The organism is Pelobacter seleniigenes DSM 18267, from assembly GCF_000711225.1.
GTDB classification, from domain to species: domain Bacteria; phylum Desulfobacterota; class Desulfuromonadia; order Desulfuromonadales; family Geopsychrobacteraceae; genus Seleniibacterium; species Seleniibacterium seleniigenes.
Genome location: NZ_JOMG01000002.1, coordinates 2006457 through 2031286 on the forward strand (window position 1 = coordinate 2006457; position 24830 = coordinate 2031286).

Consider the following 24830-nt stretch of genomic DNA (forward strand, 5'->3'; position numbering starts at 1 on the left):
CCGGAACCGCTTCAGCTGGCTTTTTTAAGATAACGATCAACTTTTTCGCGAATCTCGTCATGACTGGCTGGAGTCATGAGGATATCTTTGGCTCCGTATTTCACCGCCCGCAGAACTGCGGAGCGGGTCCATTCCGGCCCGGCAAAAATAATCGGCGGCAGGGTGCGACCCGCTGACTGCAGTTTGATTGCCGCAGCAAATCCTTTCTCACCGACCTGGGCCATAACCAGGAAAATCCCCAGAATATTGTGCTGCTGAAAGAGCTCCTTGACTTCGTCCTGAAAGGACAGCACCCGGCACTCATAGCCGGCCGTAGAGAGAATGTCAACAAAAGGAGCAGTGGCATTTTGTTGATCGCTGACAATCATGACGATCGGCGTGGCTGTGGGCGCTGACGCGGTTACGGCCGGTGCCGCGGGCTGGCTGGCGGCGGGTGGTTGCTGTTGTCGGTCCGGCGTTGCGGGTGTCGCCGGCGGACCGCCCCATTCGCCCGGAGCAGGGGCTGCCGCCGCAGCGGGTTGTCCCGTTGCCGGAGCTTCCGTTGTTCCATCCAGCTGAAAGACCTCTGCCGGAAAGATCAGCAGCATGCGCTGCAGCTCGTAATCCTCCATATGAATCGCGAAGGACGCCAGGTAATAGTCCCCTTCCGGGAAGGGCGCGGCTGAAGCGATGTCGACTTTGGTCGGAACCACGACCTCCGAATCGGTCTTGATAAATCTGATCTGCCCGGGGTAACGGTCCAGAAATGTCTGGGTCAGGCTGCCGGAGAGGATGTTGGCGATCTCTCCATAAGCATCAGCGACCTCACCGTCAAACTGGCCGGCTTGCTGCTGCTCCTCAATCTGATCTTCGGGCAGCATGATCAGGGTGCCACCCATGATGATCGCGTCCGGGATCTGGGTCAGCATAAATCCCAGGCCCTCTTTGTCACCGGTCACTTTGAGGTGAGTCAATACCGATTTTTCCAGGCAATGCTGAGAGAAAAAATCAGCCTTGCTGGTCATCACCAGTTGGACATCATCACACTTGAGGGATTGTCCGAGTAGGGCGCCGATTTCCTCGCCGATTTGACCGATAGTTGCTTTAAAGACCACATCGATTATTTTTTTGGCTTCAACAAAGGGCTTTTTGGTCTGCTTTTGTGGCGCGGCTGGCTCAGCCACCGGGGGTGGCGCGGACTTGGGCTCCTCGACCGGCCTGGGTTGTTCCGGGGCGCTGACAGCTGGCCCGGGTTGCGCCGGTTTTACAGGGGCTGCCTGGGCTGCAGGTGGTGCACTCTCCTCCAGGTCGAAGATGGCGGCCGGGACGACAAATTCCAGTGGCCCGAGGTCCTGGTCATCGATGCTCATCTGACAACTGGCGAGATAATAATTGCCGGGTGGGAAGGGCGTGTCAGCGTCCGGGTCGATCTTGGTTGGCGTCAGCTCTTCAATGGTTTTTTTAATGAAGCGGATGGTTTTGGGATATTTATCAACAAACGCCTGGGTGAAGACTCCGGCGATGATATTGGCAACTTCGCTGTAGGCATCCTGCAGTTCGCCGTCCAGGGTTCCCGTTTTCGCATGTTCCTCGATCATGTCCTGGGGCAGCATGATCAGGGTTCCGCCCAGAATAGCGGCGGTTGAAGCTCTGGTCAGAAGATAGCATTGACCTTCCCGTTCACCACCGACGGACATATGGGCAAGGATGGTCTTTTCGCGCGTAGGATCACTGAACAGCCGGGCTTTGCTGGTCAGATCCAAATGAATCTGCGAGCAGCTCAGGTCCTGCCCAAGCAAGGCGCTGATTTCGCCGGCAAGTTTTTCCAGCCCTGACTTGCAGACGACGTCGATGATGGCGCGGTGATCCAAAATAACCTCTTGTGCACGCTTGGAGCCGCTCCCCATCTGTCCTCGGGCATCGGCTGTCAATGAGGAGTGCCGTGGTTGTTATGGACACCCCCCGATCAATTCAGATTGTATTTGATCTCAATATAAAATGGCCCTTCTGCAACCTGGAAAGGCACAATCACCCGGTTGCTCCCCTTCGGGGCCGAGATCGTATAGGATTTGCCGGAAATCGCGGTTGGAATAGCCAGTTCAAGAGGGATGTCTTCCGCCGCAAACCGTTCTTTGAGCCCGCCGGCAAGCATGTTGGCGATTTCACCGAGGGCGTCTTTGACATCGGCGTCAATTTCCGTAATCTCCATTCCGAGCATGGCTCCGGTTATCCCCAGGCCGACTGCTTCAGGGCAATGAATCCCCAGCATCGCTGAAAACCCCCCGGTCAGTCCAATCATTGCTGAGACATGACAGCCGAGAACCTGCTTCCCCTCAGCGAGGGGAGGATCGGCCGTCAAATCCATGAAGATCATTGTACTGAAGATCTCTTCGGTTGTTTCCGTAATTTTTTTAGCAAATTCCACAATGATTCCTCAGAAATGAAAGATGACTCAGCTGTCTTCACGGATTTGCAGTTCCACCATGAAACTATGCCCATCGAATTCAAAAGGAACCGTCACCATTTCAGCATCAGCCAGACAGTCAATAGCGTACTCGTCGCCGTAGACCGATGACGGCATCGACAGTTTGATGTCGCTACCACTCGGATCGAGAACAGCTTTCAGGCTGCCGCCGAGCATATTGGCGAGCTCGCCGATGGCATCCCTGACGTCTTCATCGATTTCCTCAACATCCATGCCCAGAAAGGCCGTGGTGACGGCCAACGCCGTTGGGTTGGGCAGATGGATGGCCAGCAGTCCTTTGGTGGTTCCGGCCAGGCCGATGATGCCGGAGATGCTGTTTTTCAGCATTTCATTTCTGCGTTTAAACGGTTCTCCCGGAGTGACATCCAACATAATCATACTGGAAAAAATTTCCTGAGTGGATGCTGTAATGTGTTCTGCGTGTTTCACGGATAGCTCCTCATGAACGGATATCTAAGGCTTCGTCTCAGCCCCCTGCTGCGGGGGCTGAGGATTCTTGTGTTAGAGCAGAGCTCCCAGGGTTTCGTTGATCAGGTCCGGGGTGAAGGGCTTTTTAATGGCCCCTTTGGCTCCGTATGATTTAGCCTCATTGATAATATCCGCCCCGGTCTCGGTTGAAATCATAACCACCGGGATATCTTTAATCGCGGCATTTTCGGCTTTGGCTTTGAGAAACTCGAGTCCGTTCATGTTGGGCATATTGATATCGCTCAAAACGACATCCACGCTGTTGCTGCTGAGTACGTCAAGGGCTTCCTGGCCGTCGCCGGCTTCGAGAATGGTACTGAAATCGATCCCTGCCTGACGCAGTGCCCGGGAAACAATTTTGCGCATAGTGTTGGAATCATCGACAATCAATACAGTTTTTCCCATTATTTTCTCCTGTCGCGTATAAAAAGGTTTTCTGTCGAGGCAGTTGGTTATTGGTTTTGTAAAGCAATCAAAGGCGCCCCGGCGGCGCGAATTTCCAACGGGTCATCGTCACTGGTGATCAGCTTCCAAACCAGGGTGTCGGCGTCGGCTGGGGCAAATTTGCCGTGGCCGATGGCCGGTAAACCCAATTTATATTGCTGATCATTGGCCAGCAGATTGGTCATGAACAGGCCGGCAATGGTGTTCAGCAATTCGTTGAGAATGTCGTTTTTCTGGGTGTCCGTCAGCTCGTCCTCGGACATGGCGAAAATATTCCCGGTGAATTTTTCCAGGGTGTTGTATGGCATTGCCAAAACCAGTTCACCCTGGACCGGGTCATTGATCAGCAACGATGTCCAGGCGGTTTCGTCTTCAGGCATGCAATAGGTTTTATCGGGGTGCGCCATGACTTCCAGAAAAACCATGTTTTCAAGAGTCTGGCTGACCGCCTGATGCATTGCCTGATAAAATTTTCCTTGGGTGTCCATTGATTCTCCTCAATCCGTGGCTAGTCTAGAAAGTCCGCCAACGCATCCATCATCACCGGTGGCGAAACCGGTTTGTTCAGGACTTTGTAGGCTCCCAGGTTAAGCAGCTGTGCTTCCTTTGCTGAATTCCCGGCACTGGTGATCACGATGACCGGCAGCTCGCACAGCTTGGGACTGGCTTTGACCCATTTGACCAGCGTTTCCCCATCCATCACCGGCATGTTGAGATCGGTCAGTAAGAGATCGACATGATTGGCTTTGGCTGCTTCCAGCGCTTCCTTGCCATGTTCGACCTCGATGATCTCGGCATCCCCCAGGCCGATGATCTGAAGGCAGCGCTTGATGAACATACGGGCGGTGGCTGAGTCGTCCGCGATAATGATCCGTTTCATGAGTTTTATTCTCCCAGGTCGTTTAGTGACTCTTCGAGTTTCGTAAATTCGGTGTCGACAGCCAACATAATGCTCGCCAGAATATTGGGAGTGATCTGGATATACTGAGCATAGGCTGGATCAAGCTTGTAGCGCATACTGTCGGAGCCGGTCCCAAACCCCCCCATCATAGCGATGCTGTCCCCCAGATGAACTGCGTAGACCAGTGGCTTGAACTCTTCGCTGGCGCGGCCGGGTTCATGGTGGAAGCGAATGACTTCGATCAGTTCTTCCGGCAGTTGCCAGTATTTCGCCAATTCGTAACCGGCGATGGTGTGATCAAAACCGATCAGTTTTTTTTCCGCTTCAAGATAGTCGAAACTGTCCTCTGCAGTCAGCAGCTCAATGGCTTCCGGAGCAGTCCCCTGCAGGTAATCGGAGATCAGGGCTTTACCGATATCATGCAACAGACCGGCGGTAAAGGCCAATTCCGAGCGGATTTCTGCTTTGCCCTGGGTGACCACTTCCCGTGCTGCAATGGCGGCCCGCAGATCATGTTTCCAGAGGTCGCCACTGGCTGCGGCATAGCCGACCAGCTCTTTTTCGAGCAGATTGCCGGCGCAGTCACCGATGGCGATACTGACGATAACCCGTTCACCCAAAAATGAAACCGCCCGGTCGATGGAGGTAATTTTGTTGAGCATGCCAAAGGCAGCCGAGTTGATGACTTTCAGCACTCTGGCGGTGAGATTGGCATCCGTTTTAACCAGACTGACCACCTCGTGAAGGTCGTGATCGGGATTGGCGGTAATCTGTAACAGCCGGCTGGCACTGGCCGAAAGCATGGGGACCGATCTGACGATTGTCTGGAGTTCTTCGCTGCTTATTTGCTTGACCATATTCGCCTCCTATAACTGCCAGTTCGGTTTTCCGGGTGAACTCAGGACAACCTGCCCGGCAGAAACAGAGATGGTGACTGTGCGGCTGAAGTTTCCTCCGAGATCCTCGGAAACAGCTCCCATACCATAGGCCCATAAGGCTTTTTTGATCGCCAGTGCGTTTCGTTTGCCAATTTGAAAGGTGTCGTTGGTATCCATCACATTGGCCCCGCCGCACAATTTTACCACCAATCCCCGGCCGCGTTTATCGCAACCGAATTTGCTCATCAACTCGAGTAATGCCGGGATGGCGGTATCCGCAAAATAACCGGGTTTTTCTGAAGCCTTGGCTTTATTGATGGATGAATCGGGGAGGGCGACATGGGCCATTCCGACGGTCCGTGTTTTCGGATCAAGAAAAATAACAGAAACACAGGAACCGAGTGCAAATGTTTTGACATCGTCTCCTGGTGTGTTCGATGCGCCGTAATCACCGACACCTAAAATGACCTGCCCCATTTATTTTTTCTCCATTAGCAAGCTGAGAAGGGATGACGCAATCTTCTCCAGGGGGACCAGCCGTTCGGCCCCGCCCTTTTCATAAGCAACTTTCGGCATCCCAAAAACAACCGAGGATGCTTCATCCTGTGCGATACAACGCGCTCCTGCCTCTTTCATGGCTAGCATTCCCATGGCCCCGTCCTGACCCATCCCGGTTAGCATGGCGCCGATGGCATTGGCACCGACATGTTTAGCAACGGAATGCATCATGACATCGACGGACGGGCAATGTCCGCTGACCTTTTCTTCTCCTCCCAGGCGGACTTCATAAAAGCCGCCCGAACGCACCACTTCAAGTTGACGGCCGCCGGGGGCGATGAGCACCAGCCCGGTCCGAACCCGGTCGCCATGCTCTGCTTCTTTCACCTGCATGGGACAGAGCTGGTTGAGGCGGTCGGAAAACATTTTGGTGAACCCGCCGGGCATGTGCTGCACGATGACAGTGCCCGGGGTTGAGGCTGGGAAATTTTCAATAACCCTGCGAATGGCCTCGGTTCCTCCGGTCGAAGCACCGATGGCGATAACCTTGTCAGTTGATTCAGCCAGTGCCGCCGATGTGATACCGACCGCTTTTTGCGGTATGACCGGTCTTTTTCCTTTCCAGTGGGACACGTTTGCCGTGGAGGCAATTTTGACCTTGGAGCGCAGTTCCATGAGCATGGCGTTGAGGCCTGCCGAGACATTGCTGGTTGGCTTGGCGACAAAATCGACCGCCCCGGCATCAAGCGCTTCCATGGTGATCTGTTTGCCACGCTGGGTCAGCGAACTGACCATGACCACCGGAATGGGGTACTGGGGCATCAGTTTCCGCAGGAAGGCAACGCCGTCCATCCTGGGCATTTCCACATCCAGGGTGAGGACATCGGGTTGCAGTTCGATAATTTTGTCGCGGGCGATGTAGGGATCAGACGCCGTCCCGACGACTTCGATGCCCGGGTCCAAGGCCAGCCCCTGGCTGAGAATGTTTCGGACCAACGCTGAATCGTCTACCACCAGAACGCGAACCATACGAGCCATCAGAATTCTCCTTTCTGGTAGAGAGCAGGTTTCAGATAACGGTAGAGAGTCTGGCTTCGCCCAAGGGTTTCGGAATGGCCGATAAAAAGGTAACCGCCCGGTTCGGTAAACTGATGATAGCGGTTGACCAGGGCTTCCCGGGTCGGTTGATCAAAGTAGATCATGACGTTGCGACAGAAGATCATCTGGAAAGGTTTTTTAAATGGAAACGAGGTATTCATCAGGTTAAAACGCCTGAAGGTTGCTTCCCGTTTGACCTTGTCGATAACAGCCATTTCATTCGGCCCGGCAGGGGTAAAATATTTTTTGCGCAAGGCTTCCGGCAGTTGCATAACCCGGTCGGTGGAATAGACCCCGCGTCTGGCGCTGGTCAGAGCCCGGTCGGAAATGTCGGTGGCGAGGATTCCGGCATCCCATGCGCTGTAATCGCTGCCGAGATATTCCATCATCAGCATCAGCAGGGTATAAGGCTCTTCTCCGGTTGAACAGCCGGCACACCAGATGCGCAGATCCTTGCGTTTCTCCCGTTTCAGCTTTTCAATCACCGTCGGTAAAGCGGTCTGGGAAAAAAAGTCGAAATGATCTTTTTCTCGATTGAAATAGGTGTGGTTGGTCGAAATAAGATCGACCAGCTCACCCAAAGCCCCCTCGGTTTTGTCATGACTCAGATAATCATAGTAATCCGAAAAGTTGCCCAGATTCAGGTTGCGCATCAGCTTTTGCAGGCGTCCGACCAGCAAGGAGCGTTTTTGCTCGGTCAGGTTGATCCCGAAGCGCTTGTGGATGAGATCGCGCAAGCGGGAAAATTCAGCATCGGAAATGGCCATCATGCCACCCTGCTGCTGGTTGGGTACTGTCTCCATCATGCGCTGCCTCTGTTATTGCTCATCAAGGGACGCTGACAGTTCCTGCATTTCACCACTGTATAAAAGTTTGTGGACATCGAGGAGGATTTTGACGTCGTTGTTGATTTTACCCATCCCCTGGATATAGCTGCTTTCCGAGTCTTTACTGGTTTTTGGTGGCGGTTCCACATGGCTTTCCGGGATGTCGGCGACTTCACTGACTTCATCAACCACCAAGCCGACCTCTGTCCCTTCAACATTGACAACGATGATACAGGTTCGGTCGTCATAGTCGCGATCTTTGAGGTTAAAGCGAGCGCGAACATCCATCACCGGAATCACTTTGCCGCGCAGGTTGATGACCCCACGGATAAAGGAGGGCATGTCCGGAACTTCGGTGATGTTCTGAATGCCGATAATCTCGATGACGTAACGGATTTCAATACCATAATCCTCACCGGCCAGGTGAAAGGTCAGGTATTTATCTTTCTGGGTGTCTTCGTTGTCCAGATTGGTCATGGTCAAGTCTTCAGCCATGGTCTTCTCCTTATGGTTGTATAGTGAATCGGAAGTCGAAACTTTTTTTACTCAACGTCCTCGGAATCCAGCTTTTTGCTGTCGGCCGATTCGACCAGGGTACCGACATCGAGGATCAGGCTGACCCCGCCGTCGCCAAGGATGGTACAGCCGGAAACACCGGGGACCGTGCCGATGAAATCCGACAGTCCTTTGATGACAGTTTGCTGTTGGCCGAGGATCTCGTCGATGAACAGGCAGAACCGGTTCTCAAGGTATTCCAGGACAATCAGAATGCCGTCGGAAAGTTTCCGGGAATCCGGCTCTTTGTCGAGAATCTCATGCAGGCGGACAATCGGGAAGAAGTTCTCCCTGACCCGGGCCAGCTCCGCCCCGTCCGGCGTGATGGTGATCTGATCCATTTCCGGGCGATAGGCTTCCAGGATCGACAGGGTCGGCACGATGCAGGTCGTTGTCCCGACGCGGACAATCATGCCGTCGATGATGGCCAAGGTCAGCGGGATGCGCAGATTAATGCGGGTGCCTTTGCCGGGGGTGGTGCTGACATCGATTTTCCCTTTGATTTTTTCAAGATTACGTTTAACGACATCCATGCCGACGCCGCGGCCGGAAATATCGGTAATTTTCGCGGCCGTGGAGAAGCCGGGCGCGAAGATCAGATTGTTGATCTGTTTTTCGGTCAGATCCGATCCGTCCCCTTCGATCAATCCTTTGCTGATGGCTTTTTCAAGGATCTTTGCTCTGTTGAGTCCGCGACCATCGTCTTCAATGGTGACCCAGACCTCGCCTTCTTCATGGCGGGCCGACAGGCGCACCGTCCCTTTTTCGTTTTTGCCGGCAGCAACCCGTTCGGCCGGGGTTTCCAGCCCGTGATCCAGAGAGTTGCGCAACAGGTGCACCAAGGGGTCGGTAATGGTTTCGATGACCGTCTTATCGATCTCGGTCTCTTCGCCGATCAATTGCAGATCGACTTTCTTTCCGGCTTTGACGGAGATGTCGTGAACCAGTCGGATCATGCGTCGGAACAGGCCGGAGACCGGAATCATGCGGATGGTCATGGCCATTTCCTGGAGTTCCCGGACCAGCTTGGACATGTGTTGTCCGGCTTTGTTGAAGTTTTCCAGTTCGAGGCCTTTCAGGTCCGGATTGTGGATCAGCATGTTCTCGGCAATGACCAACTCGCCGATCAGGTTGATAAGGTTATCGAGTTTGCCCAGTTCGACCCTGATATCCTGACGTTTCGCCGGGGTTTTGGTCCGGGCCGCCGGTTTGGCTTCGGCTTTGGCCTTGTTCAGATTATCCTGCTGTTTCTTGAGCGCGGAATCGATCTGTTCCTTGGACGCCGAGCCCTGCTGGATGAGGATTTCACCGACCGGTTTTTTCTGAGTCTGCACGGCTGTGGAAATAGCCTCTTCAAGGACGCCTTCCTCAACCAGGAAATCTCCCAACAAGGGAGCGACCAGGCGATTGAGGTCGTCGATGTGGTCATGCAGGTTGTTGATGGAATCGGTTTTTCCCTCCGCAACATTATTGATGCCCTGCTGCAGAATGTCGAGGCTGGCCAGTAACTGATCCGCCGGGTTATCGACCGCCAGTTTGGATCCGGATTTGGCTCGATCGAGGATATTTTCCATCTGATGGCTGAGCTTTTCCAGATCGGAAAAACCGAAGAAGCCGCAATTTCCCTTGAAACTGTGAATATGCCGGAAGACTTCACCCAGGGAATCTTTATCTTCAGGAGTTTCGCTCCAGAGCAGCAGCCCTTGTTCTGCGTTTTGCAGCAGTTCGTTCCCTTCCTGAACAAAGCTCAGCCGCATCTCCTCGGTGATTTCCATCTGCGGGAACCCATCTCCGGCGGCCTCCGCATTGTCCACTGGCAAGGCTTGACTGGCCGGTGGTGCTGCTTCGGGCTCGTCTTCCTCCGCAGCCTGGTATTCCGGATTTTTGCCTCGTTCGATAGCCTGATGCAGTTTTTCGGAAACGTCATCGGCAGCGGAGACCATGGAATCATCGTTGTAATCGCTTTCGATCATATCCAGGGCTTCCTTGGCAAAATCGCACGAAGCACAGAGGAGATTGACATGATCCGGGACCAGATCGATTTCTTTGTTGCGGATCAGGTCAAGCAGGTTCTCGGCTGCGTGGGCAACCCGTGTTAAATGATCAAATTCCAGAAAGCCCGCACTCCCTTTCATGGAGTGGAACAGGCGGAAAATTGCATTAATCGTTTCAGGATCGCTGTTCTGGCCCAGCTCGATGATGGCCGGTTCCAACTGTTCGATCATGTCGCGGCTTTCAGTTACGAATTCCTGAATGATTTCAATCTGATCATCATCAATTTGCATACTCATCACGGATCCTTCGCACAATTATTTTACCAGGTCATTAAGATATCTTTTGTCAAGCGATTGTTAATTATACAAAACAAATAAATAAAAACAAAGGGTAAATGGGTGTTGTCAGGAAAAAATTATAATTTTTTCACAAAGGGTGTCAGAATTTACCTCTTTGGGCTTCCTGAGCAAAGGCAAACACCGCTTGTATTTTAGTGGGTTTTACGAAAAATTCCGTAGCTGTTACGATCTTCCTGCTCAATATGTTCGACCAGCCAGTTTTTGAGAAATCGGTAGACATCGGCTGGAGCAATGCGGCTGCCTGATTTGATTTTTTCGACAAAGCGACCGACTTGCTGCACAAAATCCTGGTGCTTTTGTCGGTGCTCGGCCAGCTTCGGGAAACCATCTTTTTTCATCACTTCTTCTTCGGCTCGAAAGTGCATGACGGTATAGTCGACCAGTTCGTCAACGACCTGGGCGGTCAGCATGCGGTCGCCGCCATCCTGCATGCAGTGGAACAGCTGATTGATGAGTTCGACCAGGCGCTGATGATGTTTATCCATCAGGGCGACACCGGTAAGGAACCGGTCACTCCATTGCAGCAGGAGATGATCGTTATCCCTGCGCGGCGTGCTCGGTAATCCACCCCAGTTCGACGGAGGAGTTCCGGTCTGTTTGGGAATCTGTCTGGGACTGCGTGAGGAATTCTGGCGCAAGACGGTTTTTTTGACAATAAAGCGGCTGAGCTGGCTGCGCAGTTCGGCGGCCTGACTGGACAGCTCTTCGCTGGTTGCCGCGCTCTCTTCCGCGCTGGCGGTATTCTGTTGAATAACCTGGTCGATCTGCTGGAGGCCTTGATTGACTTGGGCAATCCCTTGTGCCTGTTCGCTGCTGGCCGCGGCAATTTCCGAGATCAGGTCGGTCACTTTGCCGATAGAACCGACAATTTCGTCAAGAGCGTCTGCGGTTCGTTCGGCAATCTGAGTTCCATTGCCCGTTTTGGCTACCGAGCCTTCGATCAGTTCAGCTGTTTCTCGGGCGGCCTTGGCGCTACGGGCGGCCAGGTTGCGAACCTCTTCGGCGACTACCGCAAAGCCTTTACCGTGCTGGCCTGCGCGGGCAGCTTCGACTGCCGCATTCAGGGCGAGCAGATTGGTCTGGAAGGCAATCTCATCGATGACCTTGATAATTTTACTGATGTTTTGGCCGGCTTCATTAATCTGCCCCATGGCCTGGATCATTTCTTCCATGCGCTGGGTGCCGGTGTCGGCGGCTTGTTGGGCCGATACCGCTAATTGGTTGGCTTGGCGGGCGTTCTCGGCGCTGGTTTGGGTCTGACTGCCAATTTCATTCATCGAACTGCTGATCTGTTCGACTGAAGCAGCTGACTGGGCGGCACCGTCGGAAAGCATTTGGGCGGACTCGCTGACCTGGGAACTGCCCTGGTCGATCTGTTCGCCGGCGGCCTGCAAATCGGCAATCATGGCATTGAGGTCCTCGCCCAGTTTTTTGATACTGTGGCGCAATTGGTCATCCTGATCATGGGGAACGATGTCAAAGGTCAGATCGCCGTTGGCCAGCTGTTGCAGGGGGCCGACGATTTCATTCTGCAGGCTGTCGGCCAGGTCATCAAGGGTTCTCGCGGTGACACCAAGCTCGTCGGCCTGGGTCATCTTGAGGCGGCGCTGGAGATGACCGTTACCGATATCGGTGAGCACGGTCTGGATGGCGGACAGCGGCCGGACGATCATTTTCCGTAACATGAAAAAAAGTAGCAGCCAGGTGGCGATCAGGCTGAGCAAGCCCATACTGACAGTGCTAAAGATACTTTTGGATTTTGCGGTGGCCAGGATTGCTTCATTCTGAGCCTTCTCCTGATGGAGTTTGTCCAGGCTGTATTCGATGTAGAGGACTCCGGCCAGGGTGCCGGGGACGGCTCCGTCATGGCATTCCAGGCATTTTTGCTGGAACATGTGACTGTGGGCTATGAAAAAGGAGGTATCCGACTCTTTTTCCAGAGCGATTTCTTTTTGGGGGTCGGTGATGTTGATATGGGGCTCGTTTTTGCCGATTTGATCCTTCTTGCTGGAATAGATGGTTTTCCCCTGTGGATCGGCCAGGCCGACTTCCAAAACTCCGGGGACCGAACCGAGTCCGGTGACAAGTTCGTCGAAAACATCCATTTCACCACGTTCCAGAGACCCTCTGGTGCCGATTTCCAGGCTGGAAAAAATGCTTCGGCCCTGTTCGAGGCTGACGTCATGAAGAGCTTCAGTGGATTGGTCAGCCTGCCGGCTGAGCAAGTTGCGTGACTGCAATGCTGTTATGGTAAAGCTGATACCCAGGATAATCAGGAGGATTAGAATTAATGCACCGCCAATCTTACTCTGAATACTCTTCAATTTCATGTGGGCCTCATTTTAATGAATTAGGATGTTGATAAAAAATTATTAATCCCCAATGTGTCGGAAGATACCAAGGTTTGTAAAAAATTACAATGCCTTAATTTTCGCGAGTTAGTTGACCTTGCCTGCCTCAAAACCTTCGCCAAAAGGATGATGGTATGTTGTTCTGAATGGCGCTAGTTTAAGCAACTTAGCAGTAAACTCGGGACTGTCCCCAGGGTCATCGGGGGCTGTCCCAAGAGTTTGCTAGCCATGAAACTGTAGCGGTTAGCACCGCAAAGACCTGGGACAGCCCCCGGGCGGGGACAGTCCCGGTTTTGCTGCCATCTCCTCTTAAACGAGCGCCATTCCATGTTGTCCTAGGTTTTCATGCAGCTTGTTTTTTTTGCTTATGCAAAGGGAAATGGGCGGCTTAACGCAGGCCTGGCTTGGGCTAAGCCGAGAAGGCAGAACGTAGACAGCGGCAATAAGGATCGAAATTGGGGTAGAGAGCTAACCGTACGGGGCACTAGCAGGCTGTTGAAAAACTATCTGCGTTGCAATTACTGCGTTAAAAATAGCCTCAAAATGCTCATTTACTGAATGTAAACTGTGCTTTTTCGGCAATTTTTGCCTTGTACTTGCTGCCTCGAAAACGTTTTTCAACACCCTGCTGATATGGCTGACAATTACAAGAGTAAACGCACTGCTCCTTGAAAACTGTGGTTAAATCTCTGTCACGAAAAAACGGGGCCGCTTTTTACGACGGTAGATCACGCTGATATTCGCGGGTTGGTTACCGCCTGTCTTGGCTACGTCGTGGAGCTGCCTCTCGCTAGAGCCGGGAGTTCGGCAAATGCCTGATCCCATAACAGGCCCGAGGATTCTCCGTTACCGGGGCCGCGCTTTTTCGCGACAGAAGCTGGTTCCGTTGTTCCTTGACTCCTTCGCTATGCCGGGCGTGGCACCGTTTGGGCGATGGCCCAGATAAATGCTGATAACTCACGGGCGATGGCCGCAATGACCACCTGACTGCGTTTCCCCTTGGCGGTCAGCAGTCGATAGCGGGAGCAGAGCCTCAATTGTGCTTTCCAGGCGATCTCCCAAACAGCCTGCGGTAGGTGCCTCTGCCGTTCAAGCAGCCGACGACTGACCCGAGCCGGAAGTCGATACGACCAAGCCGCTTCGACCAGCATGCGCCGGGCATGTCCGTTCCCGGTTTTGGTGATCCCGCCACGCTTGACCGTCTCGCCGCTGGAGTGTTCCGAGGGAACCAATCCCAGGTACGCCATGAGCTGTCGAGGATGATCAAAGCGGGTCAGGTCTCCCAATTCGGCAACCGTTGTTGTCGCAACAATCAGGGAGACGCCTCGCAGGGCCTGAATCGCCTCGACGACAGGATTCATGCGCCACGGCTCGGCAAGTTGGCGAATCTGTTCAGTCATGCGTTCAACTCGTTCTGTGCAGGAACGTACGGCATCAATATATTCCTGCAAGGTGATCTGCTGGGCCGGATGCGGCATCTTGATGCAAGAGATCCAGTTCCAGTGAGCCTTGCTCCAGGGTGTTTTCCCGCTGTAGCGGAACCCGCTGCGCAGGAGAAAGGCCCCCAGTTGTTGGCGCGCTTTGCGTTCAGCACTTTTGCTGTCGATGCGGGCTCTGCACAAGTCGCGCATCGCCTCATCTTCGAGACAAGGGACATAGACCGGAGTCAGTTCTCCAGCACGATGCAGCCGCGCCAGCATCTCAGCGTCGCGGCGATCATTCTTGATGCGGTCGCCGCTTTTTCGCGGAATCAGCGATGGGGCAACCACCTTGCAATCGTATCCTTGCTGTGTCAGATGCCGATAGATTTCATAGCCACAGGGTCCGGCCTCGTAAACAAAGGAGGGTCTGGTTCCCCGTGAGACCAGTTTACGGATCACCTTGTCCAGTGAGGCAAGATCTCCGTTAATGGTGCCGTAATAGCGGATCTCACTCTCGCGGCCAGCATCGGCTAACGCGACATCGATCGAGTTTTTATGAACATCGAAACCAACATAAGTGATAGACTTTGTCATGACCTGTCTCCTTGGTTATGGCTCTGTGCCGGTTGTTTCAACGACTCCAGCATAACCCATGTTTGCAAGGGGCAGGTCTTCTCTTTTTTAACTGTCAGCCATGATGGCTAGGACGGTTTGTGACCAGGGGCCGATTTTTTCCGGCGCGTTCTTCTTCTTGCCGGGCGTTGGCCGGACCGAGCCTTTTTGGGACTTTGCGTCTGATGGTTGTGGCTGGCCTGGCGCCATTCCTGGAGCAGGGGGGCCAGCTGTGGTCGGACTTCGGACCAGAGCCGAAACAGCTCGAGGATTTTCGGCAGCTGGGGGCTCTGCAGAAAGCGTTTTTCACCGCGGAACCCGCGGCCGCGGGCGAGGCGGAAACAGCCGATCAGCAGCTCGCGAGCGTCATGCCGGATGCCGCCAGCAATGCTGAAATAGCGGCAGTGGGGGGTGATGATCTCGTTGGCTTTATGCAGGACCTGGGTCAGATTGATATCTGCGGTCGGCGGACAGCTGTCCATGAACAGGCGTAAATAGAGGGCAGCAATACTCAAGCTCTCCGGAATATCCGTGCCGCTGTGGGTTCTTTGATCGATTTTTTCAAGCAGCGCAATCCCTTCGTCGGTTCCAGGATAGCCGGCCAGCAGATGTGGCAGCAGGCCCAATTGACGGCATTGTTCCAGCACCCTGCCCGCAATTCCCCGGCGGAACAGTTCCATGGTTTCTTCACGAACCCGGGCCGGTGCGGCGGTTGCCAGCAAGGCTTTGTGAGTGTGAATGGCCTGCAGAATGTTATCGTCCAGAGAAAAGTCGAGCCGGGCGGCAAATTCCAGAGCGCGCAGCATTCTGACCGGGTCTTCGACAAAACGGACCAGCGGGTCGCCGATGACCCGGAGCTGTTTGTTGAACAGGTCTTCCAGGCCGTTGACATAATCGATGACTGAAAAATCAGCGATATTGTAGAACAGGGCATTGATGGTAAAGTCGCGCCGGTGGGCATCTTCACAGGCCGTACCGAAGACATTCTGGACAAAATGAAAGTGTTCGTCCGGATCGTCCGGCAGTTCGTCTGCGTCAGGCTCACGGCGAAATGTCGCGACCTCAATGATCTTGTTGCCGCTGAAACGGATATGGGCCAGGCGGAAGCGCCTGCCGACCAGGAAGCAGTTGCGAAACAGTTTGCGCACCTGACTGGGGGTGGCGTCGGTGCCGATGTCGAAATCTTTCGGTTGACGGCCAAGGAGTAAATCACGGACACTGCCCCCGACCAGATAAGCCTTGTAACCGTGGCGGTGCAGACGGTAGAGAACTTTCAGGCAGTCGGGATCGATCTGTTTGCGGGAAATGGGGTGTTGATCGCGACTCAGGATAACGGGATTTTTTTCTTTCATGAAACTGACAGCCGATCTGAAGACCAATAACCGGACCTCTTGATATTTTTTGCCGGAATTCCGTCCAGGGAAAAATGATGTCTCGACAGGTCCGGACGAATCATCAGATGCCTCGGGAAAACTGCCGGGGACCGGTTCCGGACGGGTACTGAAAAAGCTACCGGACTATAGCAGATCAGTGGGGAAGGCAAAAGCCTTTTGACAAGGCGTCGTTGAATAGCGCTGTACAAAGGGCGGGAATAAAGGGTGATGACGAACACAAAATTCAATCTATTGGTGATTCTCGGTGCGACCGCCGGCGGCAAGACCGCGCTGGCGGTGCGGGCGGCCAGCCGGTTCCAGGGGGAAATCATCTCCGCCGACTCGCGCCAGGTCTATCGGGGCATGGATCTGGGGACCGGCAAGGATCTCGCCGAGTATGGCGAGATTCCGTACCATCTGATCGATATTGCCGAGCCCGGCTCAGAATACAATCTGTTCCGCTTTCAGCGGGAATGTTTTGCCGCGGTTGAAGCGATCTGGCAGCGGCGGCGCCTGCCCCTGGTCTGCGGCGGGACCGGTCTTTACCTTGATGCGGTTCTGCGCGGCTACCGGCTCATTGAGGTTCCGGAAAATCACCTGTTAAGGGCGGAGCTTGCAGCGTTGAGCGATGCCGAGCTGCAGCATCGCTTGTTGCAGCTGAAGCCTGAACAGCACAATGTCACCGATATGCTGGAACGGGCACGGCTGATCCGGGCCATTGAAATCGCTGTTGGTGAACAGAACGCTGCAGAAGGACTTGCTGCCCCCCCTCTGGCGCCGCTGGTGTTCGGGCTGCGCTGGCCGCGGGAGGTCCTGCGCAAGCGGATTGGCGAGCGGTTGCGGCAGCGGCTTAAAGAAGGAATGGTTGCGGAGGTGCAGCAGCTGTATGAGCAGGGAGTGCCCTGGCCTCAGCTGGAGTTTTACGGCCTCGAATACCGCTTTATCGCCCAGCATCTGCAAGGGCAAATGACCTACGACGAGATGGTGCAGAAATTGAGCATCGCCATCGGCAAGTTTGCCAAACGCCAGGAAACCTTTTTTCGCCGGATGGAGAAAAACGGGGTGGTCATTCACTGGCTGGACGGGCAGGAGGAGCCTTTCGAAGAACTCTGCGCAATCATTGCTCGTCATCAGTTGTTGCTGCCGGGGGATCGTGCCGTGGCCGGAGTTCAGCATGGGGAGTAGTTCGTGGCCGGCCCTGTGAACGGCAAAACTCTCGACAAATATCTTCGCTCCCGGGCGATCAGCGCTCCCTGGACCATCACCGGAGTCAGTCGCCGGGATTTCAAGGCCCTGCTGGTTATTCCGGCCCTGGCCGAGCAGGAACAGTTGCCGTTGACCCTGGCCAGTCTGGCCCGCAACGCGGGCGTTCTGCTTGGGCAGACCCTGCTGCTGGTCGTGGTCAATAATCATGCGACTGCCGCCGCCACTGCCAAAGAGGACAATCAACAGCTGCTGTGCTGGCTGCAATCCTGTTGTTGCCCGGGGTTGCAACTGGCCTGGGTTGATGTCGCCAGCACGGGGTTGGAGCTGCCGGCCGGAGAAGGAGTTGGGCTGGCGCGCAAGATCGGTTTTGACCTGGGGCTGGAGTATCTGGATTGGCACAACGATCCGCTGCTGATTTCCCTGGATGCCGACACCCTGGTGGATGAAAACTACCTGAGCGCGGTCTTTGCGCATTTTGCCAGGAGCAAGGCCGCCGGCGCGGTGATTCCGTTTCGCCACCAGGTGGCCGTGACTCCGGAACGGGAGCGGGCCATTCGTGATTATGAACTGTACCTGCGCAGCTATCTGTTCGGATTGCAGGTGGCGGGATCTCCCTATGCTTATCACAGTATCGGCAGCGCGCTGTGCTGCCGGGCGGCCGCCTATGTTGCGGCCGGCGGGATGAATCGGCGGCTGGCAGCGGAAGATTTTTACTTTTTGCAGCGGCTGGCCAAGATCGACCGGGTCGATTTTGTTGCCGGCACCGTTGTTCGTCCGGCTCCACGTTATTCCGAGCGGGTCCCCTTCGGCACCGGCCGGACCCTGCGCGAGCAGGTTGAGGACGGCCGCCGGGGGTATCGGTTTATCGGCAAGGAAGGATTTGACCTGTTGCGGCGCTGGCTGGCGTTGGCGAGGGAGAACATCGATGCCCCGGCTCAGGTGATCTGCCTGCAGGCCGAAAAGCTTTCGGCCGGACTGGCCGGGTATCTGGCCGAGGTGGATTTCGTGACTGTCTGGGCGAAGTTACAGCGAAACCATCGTCCCGGGCAACAGCGGCTAAGGGCTTTTCAAGGCTGGTTCGACGCGCTGCGCACCCGCCAGCTATTGACCCGGGTGGATGGAACGGCCAGCGCTGAGCCTGTCGAGGTCGTAGCGGAACTTCTCGCCTGGGGCGGCTGCGCCGCTCCCGAGACCCTGGCCGCTCAGTTGCGGCTGCTGGAGCGGCTGCAGGGAGTGGATTGACTGCTCTTTGTCGACCGGGCCGCCGGCAGAGAGCAGGGCACATTTTTACAGCAGGGTGATCCAGTTGTGGTTATCCGGCTCGCGGCCGTACTGAATCCCGGTTAGTTTGTCATACAGTTTCATGGTCAGTTCGCCGGGTTTGCCATCGCCGAGCTGGACGCATTCGTCCCGATAGCAGAATGAGCCGACCGGTGAGATAACCACGGCGGTTCCGGTGCCGAAGGCCTCCTGGAGCCGACCGCTGCGCGCTCCTTCCATGACTTCGTCGACGCTGAGGGCGCGTTCTTCGATCTCATACCCCATTTCCTGCAACAGGGTCAGGGCCGAGCGTCTGGTGATGCCGTCCAGGACGGTGCCGTGCAGTGGGGAGGTGACGATCTTGCCGTCGTACAGAAACAGCATGTTCATGCTGCCGACCTCCTCGACAAAGCGTTTCTCCTTGGCGTCCAGCCAGAGCACCTGATCGTAGCCCTGTTCCGAAGCCTGCTTGGCGGCATAGAGGCTGGCCGCGTAATTGCCACCGGTCTTGGCTTCGCCGGTGCCGCCTTCAGCAGCGCGGACATAAAAGTCGGAAATCCAGATTTTAACCGGAGCGATACCGCCTTTATAATAGGCGCCGACCGGGCTGAGGATGATATAGCACAGGTATTTATTGGCCGGGCGGACACCCAGCATGGCTTCCGTGGCAATCATGGTCGGCCTGATATAGAGGCTGGTGCCGATATTGTGTGGCACCCAGTCCGCTTCAAGGCGCAGCAGCTGAATCATGGCGTCGAGGAAGAATTTTTCATCGACCTGAGGCATGCACAGTCGCTCCGCACTGCGGTTGAAGCGGGCCACATTGTCCGCGGGGCGGAACATGGCGATGCTGCCATCGGGGCGGCGAAACGCTTTCAGCCCCTCGAAAATTTCCTGGGAGTAGTGCAAAACCATGGCAGCGGGATCAATACTGAACGGGCCATAAGGCTGGATGCGGGCTGAGTGCCAACCCTGACCGGTATCGTATTCCATAATAAACATGCGATCGGAAAACAGTTTTCCGAAAACCAGCTGGCTTTCGTCGGTGACTTTAGGTTTCAAAGCAGGGACAGGCAGGACGTTCAGTTCCATGGTATGCATTTCTCCTGTGCAAAAGGCGTGAAAAACTTAAGGTTCTTTTCATATCACAGCTTTTTACCCTGCTGCAACAAGATCCTTATAGCCGCGACAAAGGCGGTGATTTATAGAATCTGCAGCTCTTCAGCAGCGAGAGGAAGCCCCCTTGGCGGGGCGTATTGGTGAGCGCGGGTATCGTTGCACGGTTCCCCAATTAAAAGGTGCGATGGTTTGGCGGGCGGAAAAGATGACAAGATCGGTTTCTTGTGGCTGTTCAATTCGATGCAAAAAGTGATATCATCCGTCCGGTTACGAGTTCGAGCAATTATTTAGTTGTCATCCGGAAACACTGTATGGCAATCATTAAGTTTTCAGATTGGAAACGAGCAGTTTTCCGTTGTGTCAAGGAAATCAAGTGTTTGCGCGGAGGCGTACGCTGCTATGCCGCACAAGTCAGCCTGCAGATTGACGCTGCTACAGTGGGAAAAGTCGTTTCCGGATGGAAACTAATCAAATGAAAACTGAATACAGGGATAGCGCAGATGCAGAGCAAAGAAAAAGCCCTTCAGTACGTGATCGATGCGGGTGCCTTGCCGACCTTGTCAACGGTTGCCTCTAAACTGATCAATATTACCGGAAAAGAAGAAACGACAATTTATGATATCTCCAAGCTGATTGCTCAGGATGTCTCTCTCTCAACCAAAATTCTCAAAGTTGTCAATTCGGCATTTTACAATTTCCCCAATGAGGTCGGCACCATTCAGCAGGCGGTCGCCATTCTCGGCACCAATGCCGTGCGCAGTCTGGTGTTGTCCTTTTCTTTCCTCAATATGGAACGACCCCGCTACAGGGGCGGTTTCAGTTATGAGGATTTCTGGGAAGAGTCCCTGGCTGCAGCGGTCGCCTCCAAACTGATCATGTCGAAGGTTTCCGATCAGGATCCGGAAGAAGCGTTTACCGTTAGCCTGCTACAGAATCTGGGTAAACTGATCCTGGCCTGCGCTTACCAGGATACCTATGATCGCCTGCTGAGCGAAGCGGACGGAATTGAAAGCAGGCTGCTGGAACTGGAGGAGGAAAACTTCGGCGTGACCCATGCCTATATCGGCGGGGAAGCGGCCAAACATTGGAATTTCCCCGAGGCTCTTTCAATTCCGATCATTTATCATCATCACCCGGAACAGTATCCGGGTACGAATCGCAACCTGAAAACCGTGGTGCAGGTAGTCCATCTGGCTGCCTTGCTGGCCAATATCATGTATTCCGGCAAGCCGATTAGCTATCATACCCCATTTCGGGAACGAGCCCAGAAAATGTTCCGGCTGGACGCCAAGACCATTGACGATATCCTTGCCCAGGCCAACGTTGAAGTCGCCAAAGCCGCCGAATATTTCGGGATCAAAATCGCCGGCACCGCCTCAATCCCCGAACTGCTGCAGCAGGCCAATATTGAGCTCAGTCTGCTCAATATGAGTTATGAACAGATGAACCGGGAGCTGGTTCAGGCCAAGATGCAATTGGAAAAGCTAGCCGCTGAACTGGCGGAAAAAAATAGCTATCTTGAAGAGATTGCCAATCTTGACGGTCTGACTGAGGTTTACAACCATCGCTATTTCCAGGAATTTCTCGACCGGGAAATCAGCAGGTCCCTGCGCTTGGAAAATGAACTCAGCCTGATTCTGGCTGACGTTGATAACTTTAAGAAATTTAATGATTTTTATGGACATCAGGCCGGAGATTATGTGCTCAAGGAAGTCGCCGCTCTATGTCGTGATATTATTCGGGAATATGACCTGCTTGCCCGTTATGGAGGGGAAGAATTTGTGTTTGTCCTGCCCGAAACCGGTTTGGCCGATGCTCTGACCGTGGCGGAGAAAATCCGTAGTGCGATCGAACAGCACAGTTTTGAATATGATGGTGATGAATACCGGGTCTCCTGTAGCTTCGGGGTTGCTGTTTTCCCGCTGCAGGACAAGCCAATCAAAAAAAGTGAACTGATCGAACGGGCCGATAGGGCGCTCTATGCGGCCAAGAAGAAGGGGCGCAACCGGACTGAAGTTTTTGTGGAAAAAAGCGGCTGGTTCGGTAAGGGAAAGTAGCGGGCACTGCGCAGAATAGTCTTTCGGTGACTGTTTGGGGGAGGAGGCTTAGACTGGTTTTTTGCGATACCCTGGTAGACTTTACGGCGCATTTACTCAATAATGGCCGCGCGGTAAGATAAGGGCACGCGATGTCGGTCACGTGATCGTCTGCGTGCCTTAAATTTTTGCAGGAGCAGTGAACAAAAGGACTCGTTACCAATGCTTGAACAATCGATCTTGAAACAACTTGAAGAGATCTGCGGTAAAGACCATGTCACCACGGCGACCGCCGATTTGATCTGTTATTCCTACGATGCGACCCAGCGCCAGTATCGTCCGGACGTGGTGGTTCATCCGGGGAGCAATGAAGAGATCAGCGCCATCATGAAGCTGGCCAACAGCGCACGGATTCCGGTCTTCCCGCGCGGGGCCGGCAGCGGCTTTACCGGCGGCAGCCTGCCGATCAGCGGCGGGATTGTGCTGGGGCTGTCGCGACTCGACAAGATCCTTGAGATTGATGAAGAGAACCTGGTCGCCACCGTCGAACCCGGTGTGGTCACCGAACAGTTCCAGCAGGCGGTTGAAAAAGTCGGCCTGTTCTATCCCCCCGACCCGGCCTCCCTCAAGGTCTCGACCCTGGGCGGCAACGTTGCTGAATGCGCCGGGGGGCCGCGCTGCGTCAAATACGGTGTCACCAAAGATTACATCATCGGCCTGGAGATCGTCACCCCGACCGGCGACATCATCAAGACCGGCGGCCCGACCATGAAAGGGGTGGTCGGTTACGACCTGACCAAACTGATCTGCGGCAGCGAAGGGACCCTGGCGGTGATCACCAAAATCATCATCAAGCTGCTCCCCAAACCCGAAGCCAAAAAAACCATGCTGGTGCTGTTCGACTCCATCGATGGCGCGGCCCAGGCGGTCTCCGCCATCATCCGCGGCAAGATCATCCCCACCACCCTCGAGTTCATGGACGGGCGGACCCTTGACTGCGTGCGCAAGGCCACCGATCTGCAGGTCCCTGCGGGCGCCAACGCCGTGCTGATCATCGAAGTCGACGGCGACCGCGAGTTCCTTGATAAGCAGGCGGCCAAGATTGCCGCTATCATCAAACCCCTCGGGGTGGTCGAAACCCGCATCGCCGAAACCCCGGAACAGAGCGAAGCCCTCTGGCAGATCCGCCGCTCGGTGTCGGCTAGTTTACGCCGGGTCAACCCTGACAAATTCAACGAAGACATCTGTGTGCCGCGCTCCAAGGTCCCGGAGATGATTCGCAAGATCGATCAGATCTCCGACCGCTACGCCATCCCCATTGTCAACTTCGGCCATGCCGGCGACGGCAACATCCACGTCAACATCATGATCGACAGCAAAGTCCCCGGCCAGAGCGAAAAAGCGGAAAAGGCCATCGCCGAAGTCTTTGCCGGCGCCCTGGAACTGGGTGGGACCATGAGCGGCGAACACGGTGTCGGGATTATGAAAGCCCCCTTTATCACCATGGAGCTGAGCGACGCCGGGATCGACTACATGAAGACCATCAAGAAAGCCCTAGACCCCAACAACATCCTCAATCCGGGCAAGATGTTTCCCAGCGACCGGGCCGTTGCCCCCGCGCAGTCCTGAGGCGGTGCGATCATGGCCAAACTGAAAGAACTCAGTGAGCTGCGCGAGCAGATCGAACTCTGTGTCAAATGCGGCGGCTGTCGCGCCCACTGCCCGGCCTTTGGCGCCGACAAACAGGAAGGGCGGGTGGCCCGTGGCAAGATCGCCCTGGCCGATGCCCTGCTCAAGGAGCAGGTCGACCTGGAAGAACGCTTTCTACTCGACATGTCCCAGTGCCTGCTCTGCGGCAGCTGCTACAGCCAGTGCCCCAACAAAGTCCATACCGAAGAGATCGTCGCCGCCACCCGCCGTGAGATCGCCAAACGACAGGGACTGTCCACCTTCGGCAAAGGGGTGGCCACGGTGCTCAAGCACCAGGGGCTGATGAATCTGCTCGCCAAAGGCGGCGGCGCCTTCTCCAAGCTGCTGTTCAAAAAGGTTCCCGAGCAGAGCGGGCTGCGGCTGCGCTTTCCCGCCCCCTTCATCAGTTCCGACCGGACCCTGCCGCCACTGACCAGCAAACCGTTTCGCGAGCGCCATCCCGAAGTGATTCCGGGAACTGCGGGCAAGCCGACGGTTCTGTTTTTCACCGGTTGTGGCATCAATTACATGTACCCGGACAGCGGCGAAGCCCTGCTCAAGGCCCTGCAGTTCCTCGGGATCACCGTCATCATCCCCAAAGACCAGGGTTGCTGCGGCCTGCCCGCGGTCTCCGCCGGAGCCAGCGCTACCGTCGAACAACTCGCCAACGACAACCTGGCCATGCTGCGCAAGCACCAGTATGACTACATCGTCACCGCCTGCGCCTCCTGTCATTCCGGGCTGACCCAGATCTACCCGAACATGGGCGCCGAGTTTGACACTTATAAAGAAAAGGTCCGCGACATCTTCGTGTTCCTGGTCGAGCAGGGGCTGCCGGAAAGACTTGCCGAGCTGCCCAAAGCCGCACAGCAGCTCAGGGTCACCTATCACGATCCCTGCCATCTGCGCAATCACGGCATTACCAAACAGCCGCGGGCGATCCTCAAGGCCTTGCCCCAGGTCGCGTATGTCGAGATGGAGGGTGCCGGCAGTTGCTGCGGGCTGGGCGGAACCTACTCGGTCTACCACTACGAGACCAGCAAGCAGATCGGCGCCAAGAAGGCCGCCCACATCGCCCAGAGCGGTGCCAGTCTGGTGGCCACCGACTGCCCGGGGTGCATCATGCAGCTGCAGGACAGCATCAACCACGCCGGTGGACAGCAGCAGGCCGTGCATATCCTTGATCTGCTTGCTGAGGCGTTGCCCTGATTGGTCTGTTAAACTATTCATGCTGAGAGGTCGGGAAATTCCATTTTCCCGACCTGGCCTGCGAAAG

The 24830-nt window shown here is 55.0% G+C and carries 21 protein-coding genes; 5 read left to right on the forward strand and 16 right to left on the reverse strand.

Going from position 1 to position 24830, the window contains the following annotated elements; all coding sequences use genetic code 11:
• Positions 1-11: 11 nt before the first annotated feature.
• The 15 genes from N909_RS0111970 to pcnB form a co-directional block, all read right to left on the reverse strand.
• Positions 12-1850, reverse strand: coding sequence for a response regulator (locus N909_RS0111970; protein WP_155005927.1), 1839 nt, complete (start codon positions 1848-1850; stop codon positions 12-14).
• Positions 1851-1945: 95 nt separating this feature from the next.
• Positions 1946-2404, reverse strand: a complete 459-nt coding sequence (locus N909_RS0111975; RefSeq protein WP_029915352.1) for a chemotaxis protein CheX — start codon at positions 2402-2404, stop codon at positions 1946-1948.
• A gap of 27 nt (positions 2405-2431) precedes the next feature.
• Positions 2432-2893, reverse strand: coding sequence for a chemotaxis protein CheX (locus N909_RS0111980; RefSeq protein WP_029915354.1), 462 nt, complete (start codon positions 2891-2893; stop codon positions 2432-2434).
• A gap of 72 nt (positions 2894-2965) precedes the next feature.
• Positions 2966-3337, reverse strand: coding sequence for a response regulator (locus N909_RS0111985; protein WP_029915356.1), 372 nt, complete (start codon positions 3335-3337; stop codon positions 2966-2968).
• A gap of 47 nt (positions 3338-3384) precedes the next feature.
• Positions 3385-3864, reverse strand: coding sequence for a chemotaxis protein CheX (locus N909_RS0111990; protein ID WP_029915358.1), 480 nt, complete (start codon positions 3862-3864; stop codon positions 3385-3387).
• A gap of 20 nt (positions 3865-3884) precedes the next feature.
• Positions 3885-4256: a response regulator gene (locus N909_RS0111995; RefSeq protein WP_029915360.1), complete on the reverse strand. Its 372-nt coding sequence runs from the start codon at positions 4254-4256 to the stop codon at positions 3885-3887.
• Positions 4257-4261: 5 nt separating this feature from the next.
• The gene (locus N909_RS0112000) at positions 4262-5134 is read right to left on the reverse strand and encodes an HDOD domain-containing protein (RefSeq protein ID WP_051689723.1); all 873 of its coding nucleotides are present in this window, start codon (positions 5132-5134) and stop codon (positions 4262-4264) included.
• A gap of 9 nt (positions 5135-5143) precedes the next feature.
• Positions 5144-5632, reverse strand: a complete 489-nt coding sequence (locus tag N909_RS0112005; RefSeq protein ID WP_029915364.1) for a chemotaxis protein CheD — start codon at positions 5630-5632, stop codon at positions 5144-5146.
• Positions 5633-6691, reverse strand: coding sequence for a protein-glutamate methylesterase/protein-glutamine glutaminase (locus N909_RS0112010; RefSeq protein WP_029915365.1), 1059 nt, complete (start codon positions 6689-6691; stop codon positions 5633-5635). It lies immediately after the preceding gene.
• On the reverse strand, positions 6691-7557 hold the full coding sequence (locus N909_RS0112015; protein ID WP_211253949.1) for a CheR family methyltransferase: 867 nt from the start codon (positions 7555-7557) through the stop codon (positions 6691-6693). The genes N909_RS0112010 and N909_RS0112015 overlap by 1 nt, the downstream gene beginning before the upstream one ends.
• Before the next feature lie 12 nt (positions 7558-7569).
• Entirely contained in the window at positions 7570-8073 is a 504-nt protein-coding gene (locus N909_RS0112020) for a chemotaxis protein CheW (protein WP_029915376.1), read from the reverse strand.
• Between the two features lie 47 nt (positions 8074-8120).
• Positions 8121-10424 carry a chemotaxis protein CheA gene (locus N909_RS0112025; RefSeq protein WP_029915378.1) on the reverse strand — a complete coding sequence of 768 codons (2304 nt, stop codon included), beginning with the start codon at positions 10422-10424 and terminating at the stop codon, positions 8121-8123.
• Positions 10425-10618: 194 nt separating this feature from the next.
• On the reverse strand, positions 10619-12817 hold the full coding sequence (locus N909_RS24650; protein ID WP_051689724.1) for a bacteriohemerythrin: 2199 nt from the start codon (positions 12815-12817) through the stop codon (positions 10619-10621).
• Between the two features lie 926 nt (positions 12818-13743).
• Positions 13744-14853 carry an IS110 family RNA-guided transposase gene (locus tag N909_RS0112035; RefSeq protein ID WP_029913085.1) on the reverse strand — a complete coding sequence of 370 codons (1110 nt, stop codon included), beginning with the start codon at positions 14851-14853 and terminating at the stop codon, positions 13744-13746.
• A gap of 107 nt (positions 14854-14960) precedes the next feature.
• Positions 14961-16223: a polynucleotide adenylyltransferase PcnB gene (gene pcnB, locus N909_RS0112040; RefSeq protein WP_036683741.1), complete on the reverse strand. Its 1263-nt coding sequence runs from the start codon at positions 16221-16223 to the stop codon at positions 14961-14963.
• 249 nt (positions 16224-16472) lie between these two features.
• On the opposite strand from pcnB, the gene miaA reads away from it, so the two are divergent.
• Together miaA and N909_RS0112050 are read left to right on the forward strand one after the other, a co-directional pair.
• Positions 16473-17429: a tRNA (adenosine(37)-N6)-dimethylallyltransferase MiaA gene (gene miaA, locus N909_RS0112045; RefSeq protein ID WP_051689725.1), complete on the forward strand. Its 957-nt coding sequence runs from the start codon at positions 16473-16475 to the stop codon at positions 17427-17429.
• 3 nt (positions 17430-17432) lie between these two features.
• Positions 17433-18692 carry a glycosyltransferase family protein gene (locus N909_RS0112050; RefSeq protein ID WP_029915385.1) on the forward strand — a complete coding sequence of 420 codons (1260 nt, stop codon included), beginning with the start codon at positions 17433-17435 and terminating at the stop codon, positions 18690-18692.
• Between the two features lie 45 nt (positions 18693-18737).
• On the opposite strand, the gene N909_RS0112055 is transcribed toward N909_RS0112050, so the two are convergent.
• On the reverse strand, positions 18738-19802 hold the full coding sequence (locus N909_RS0112055; RefSeq protein ID WP_029915387.1) for a branched-chain amino acid aminotransferase: 1065 nt from the start codon (positions 19800-19802) through the stop codon (positions 18738-18740).
• A gap of 527 nt (positions 19803-20329) precedes the next feature.
• Here N909_RS0112055 and N909_RS0112060 point away from each other — a divergent pair.
• From N909_RS0112060 to N909_RS0112070, 3 genes are all read left to right on the forward strand, one after another.
• A complete protein-coding gene (locus N909_RS0112060; protein ID WP_029915389.1) occupies positions 20330-21886 on the forward strand; it encodes a sensor domain-containing diguanylate cyclase in 1557 nt (518 codons plus the stop codon).
• A 201-nt stretch (positions 21887-22087) separates the two neighbouring features.
• On the forward strand, positions 22088-23494 hold the full coding sequence (locus N909_RS0112065) for an FAD-binding oxidoreductase (protein ID WP_029915391.1): 1407 nt from the start codon (positions 22088-22090) through the stop codon (positions 23492-23494).
• Between the two features lie 12 nt (positions 23495-23506).
• Positions 23507-24763 (forward strand): (Fe-S)-binding protein, encoded by a 1257-nt coding sequence (locus N909_RS0112070; RefSeq protein WP_029915393.1) that lies wholly within the window; start codon positions 23507-23509, stop codon positions 24761-24763.
• Positions 24764-24830: the final 67 nt, after the last annotated feature.

Bases quoted from the DNA above. Each gene is read 5' to 3' on its own strand.
- N909_RS0111985 (WP_029915356.1), bottom strand. From the start codon at position 3,337: ATGGGAAAAACTGTATTGATTGTCGATGATTCCAACACTATGCGCAAA.
- N909_RS0111990 (WP_029915358.1), bottom strand. From the start codon at position 3,864: ATGGACACCCAAGGAAAATTTTATCAGGCAATGCATCAGGCGGTCAGC.
- N909_RS0111995 (WP_029915360.1), bottom strand. From the start codon at position 4,256: ATGAAACGGATCATTATCGCGGACGACTCAGCCACCGCCCGTATGTTC.
- N909_RS0112000 (WP_051689723.1), bottom strand. From the start codon at position 5,134: ATGGTCAAGCAAATAAGCAGCGAAGAACTCCAGACAATCGTCAGATCG.
- N909_RS0112005 (WP_029915364.1), bottom strand. From the start codon at position 5,632: ATGGGGCAGGTCATTTTAGGTGTCGGTGATTACGGCGCATCGAACACA.
- N909_RS0112010 (WP_029915365.1), bottom strand. From the start codon at position 6,691: ATGGCTCGTATGGTTCGCGTTCTGGTGGTAGACGATTCAGCGTTGGTC.
- N909_RS0112015 (WP_211253949.1), bottom strand. From the start codon at position 7,557: ATGATGGAGACAGTACCCAACCAGCAGCAGGGTGGCATGATGGCCATT.
- N909_RS0112020 (WP_029915376.1), bottom strand. From the start codon at position 8,073: ATGGCTGAAGACTTGACCATGACCAATCTGGACAACGAAGACACCCAG.
- N909_RS0112025 (WP_029915378.1), bottom strand. From the start codon at position 10,424: ATGAGTATGCAAATTGATGATGATCAGATTGAAATCATTCAGGAATTC.
- N909_RS24650 (WP_051689724.1), bottom strand. From the start codon at position 12,817: ATGAAATTGAAGAGTATTCAGAGTAAGATTGGCGGTGCATTAATTCTA.
- N909_RS0112035 (WP_029913085.1), bottom strand. From the start codon at position 14,853: ATGACAAAGTCTATCACTTATGTTGGTTTCGATGTTCATAAAAACTCG.
- pcnB (WP_036683741.1), bottom strand. From the start codon at position 16,223: ATGAAAGAAAAAAATCCCGTTATCCTGAGTCGCGATCAACACCCCATT.
- miaA (WP_051689725.1), top strand. From the start codon at position 16,473: ATGACGAACACAAAATTCAATCTATTGGTGATTCTCGGTGCGACCGCC.
- N909_RS0112055 (WP_029915387.1), bottom strand. From the start codon at position 19,802: ATGGAACTGAACGTCCTGCCTGTCCCTGCTTTGAAACCTAAAGTCACC.
- N909_RS0112060 (WP_029915389.1), top strand. From the start codon at position 20,330: ATGCAGAGCAAAGAAAAAGCCCTTCAGTACGTGATCGATGCGGGTGCC.
- N909_RS0112065 (WP_029915391.1), top strand. From the start codon at position 22,088: ATGCTTGAACAATCGATCTTGAAACAACTTGAAGAGATCTGCGGTAAA.
- N909_RS0112070 (WP_029915393.1), top strand. From the start codon at position 23,507: ATGGCCAAACTGAAAGAACTCAGTGAGCTGCGCGAGCAGATCGAACTC.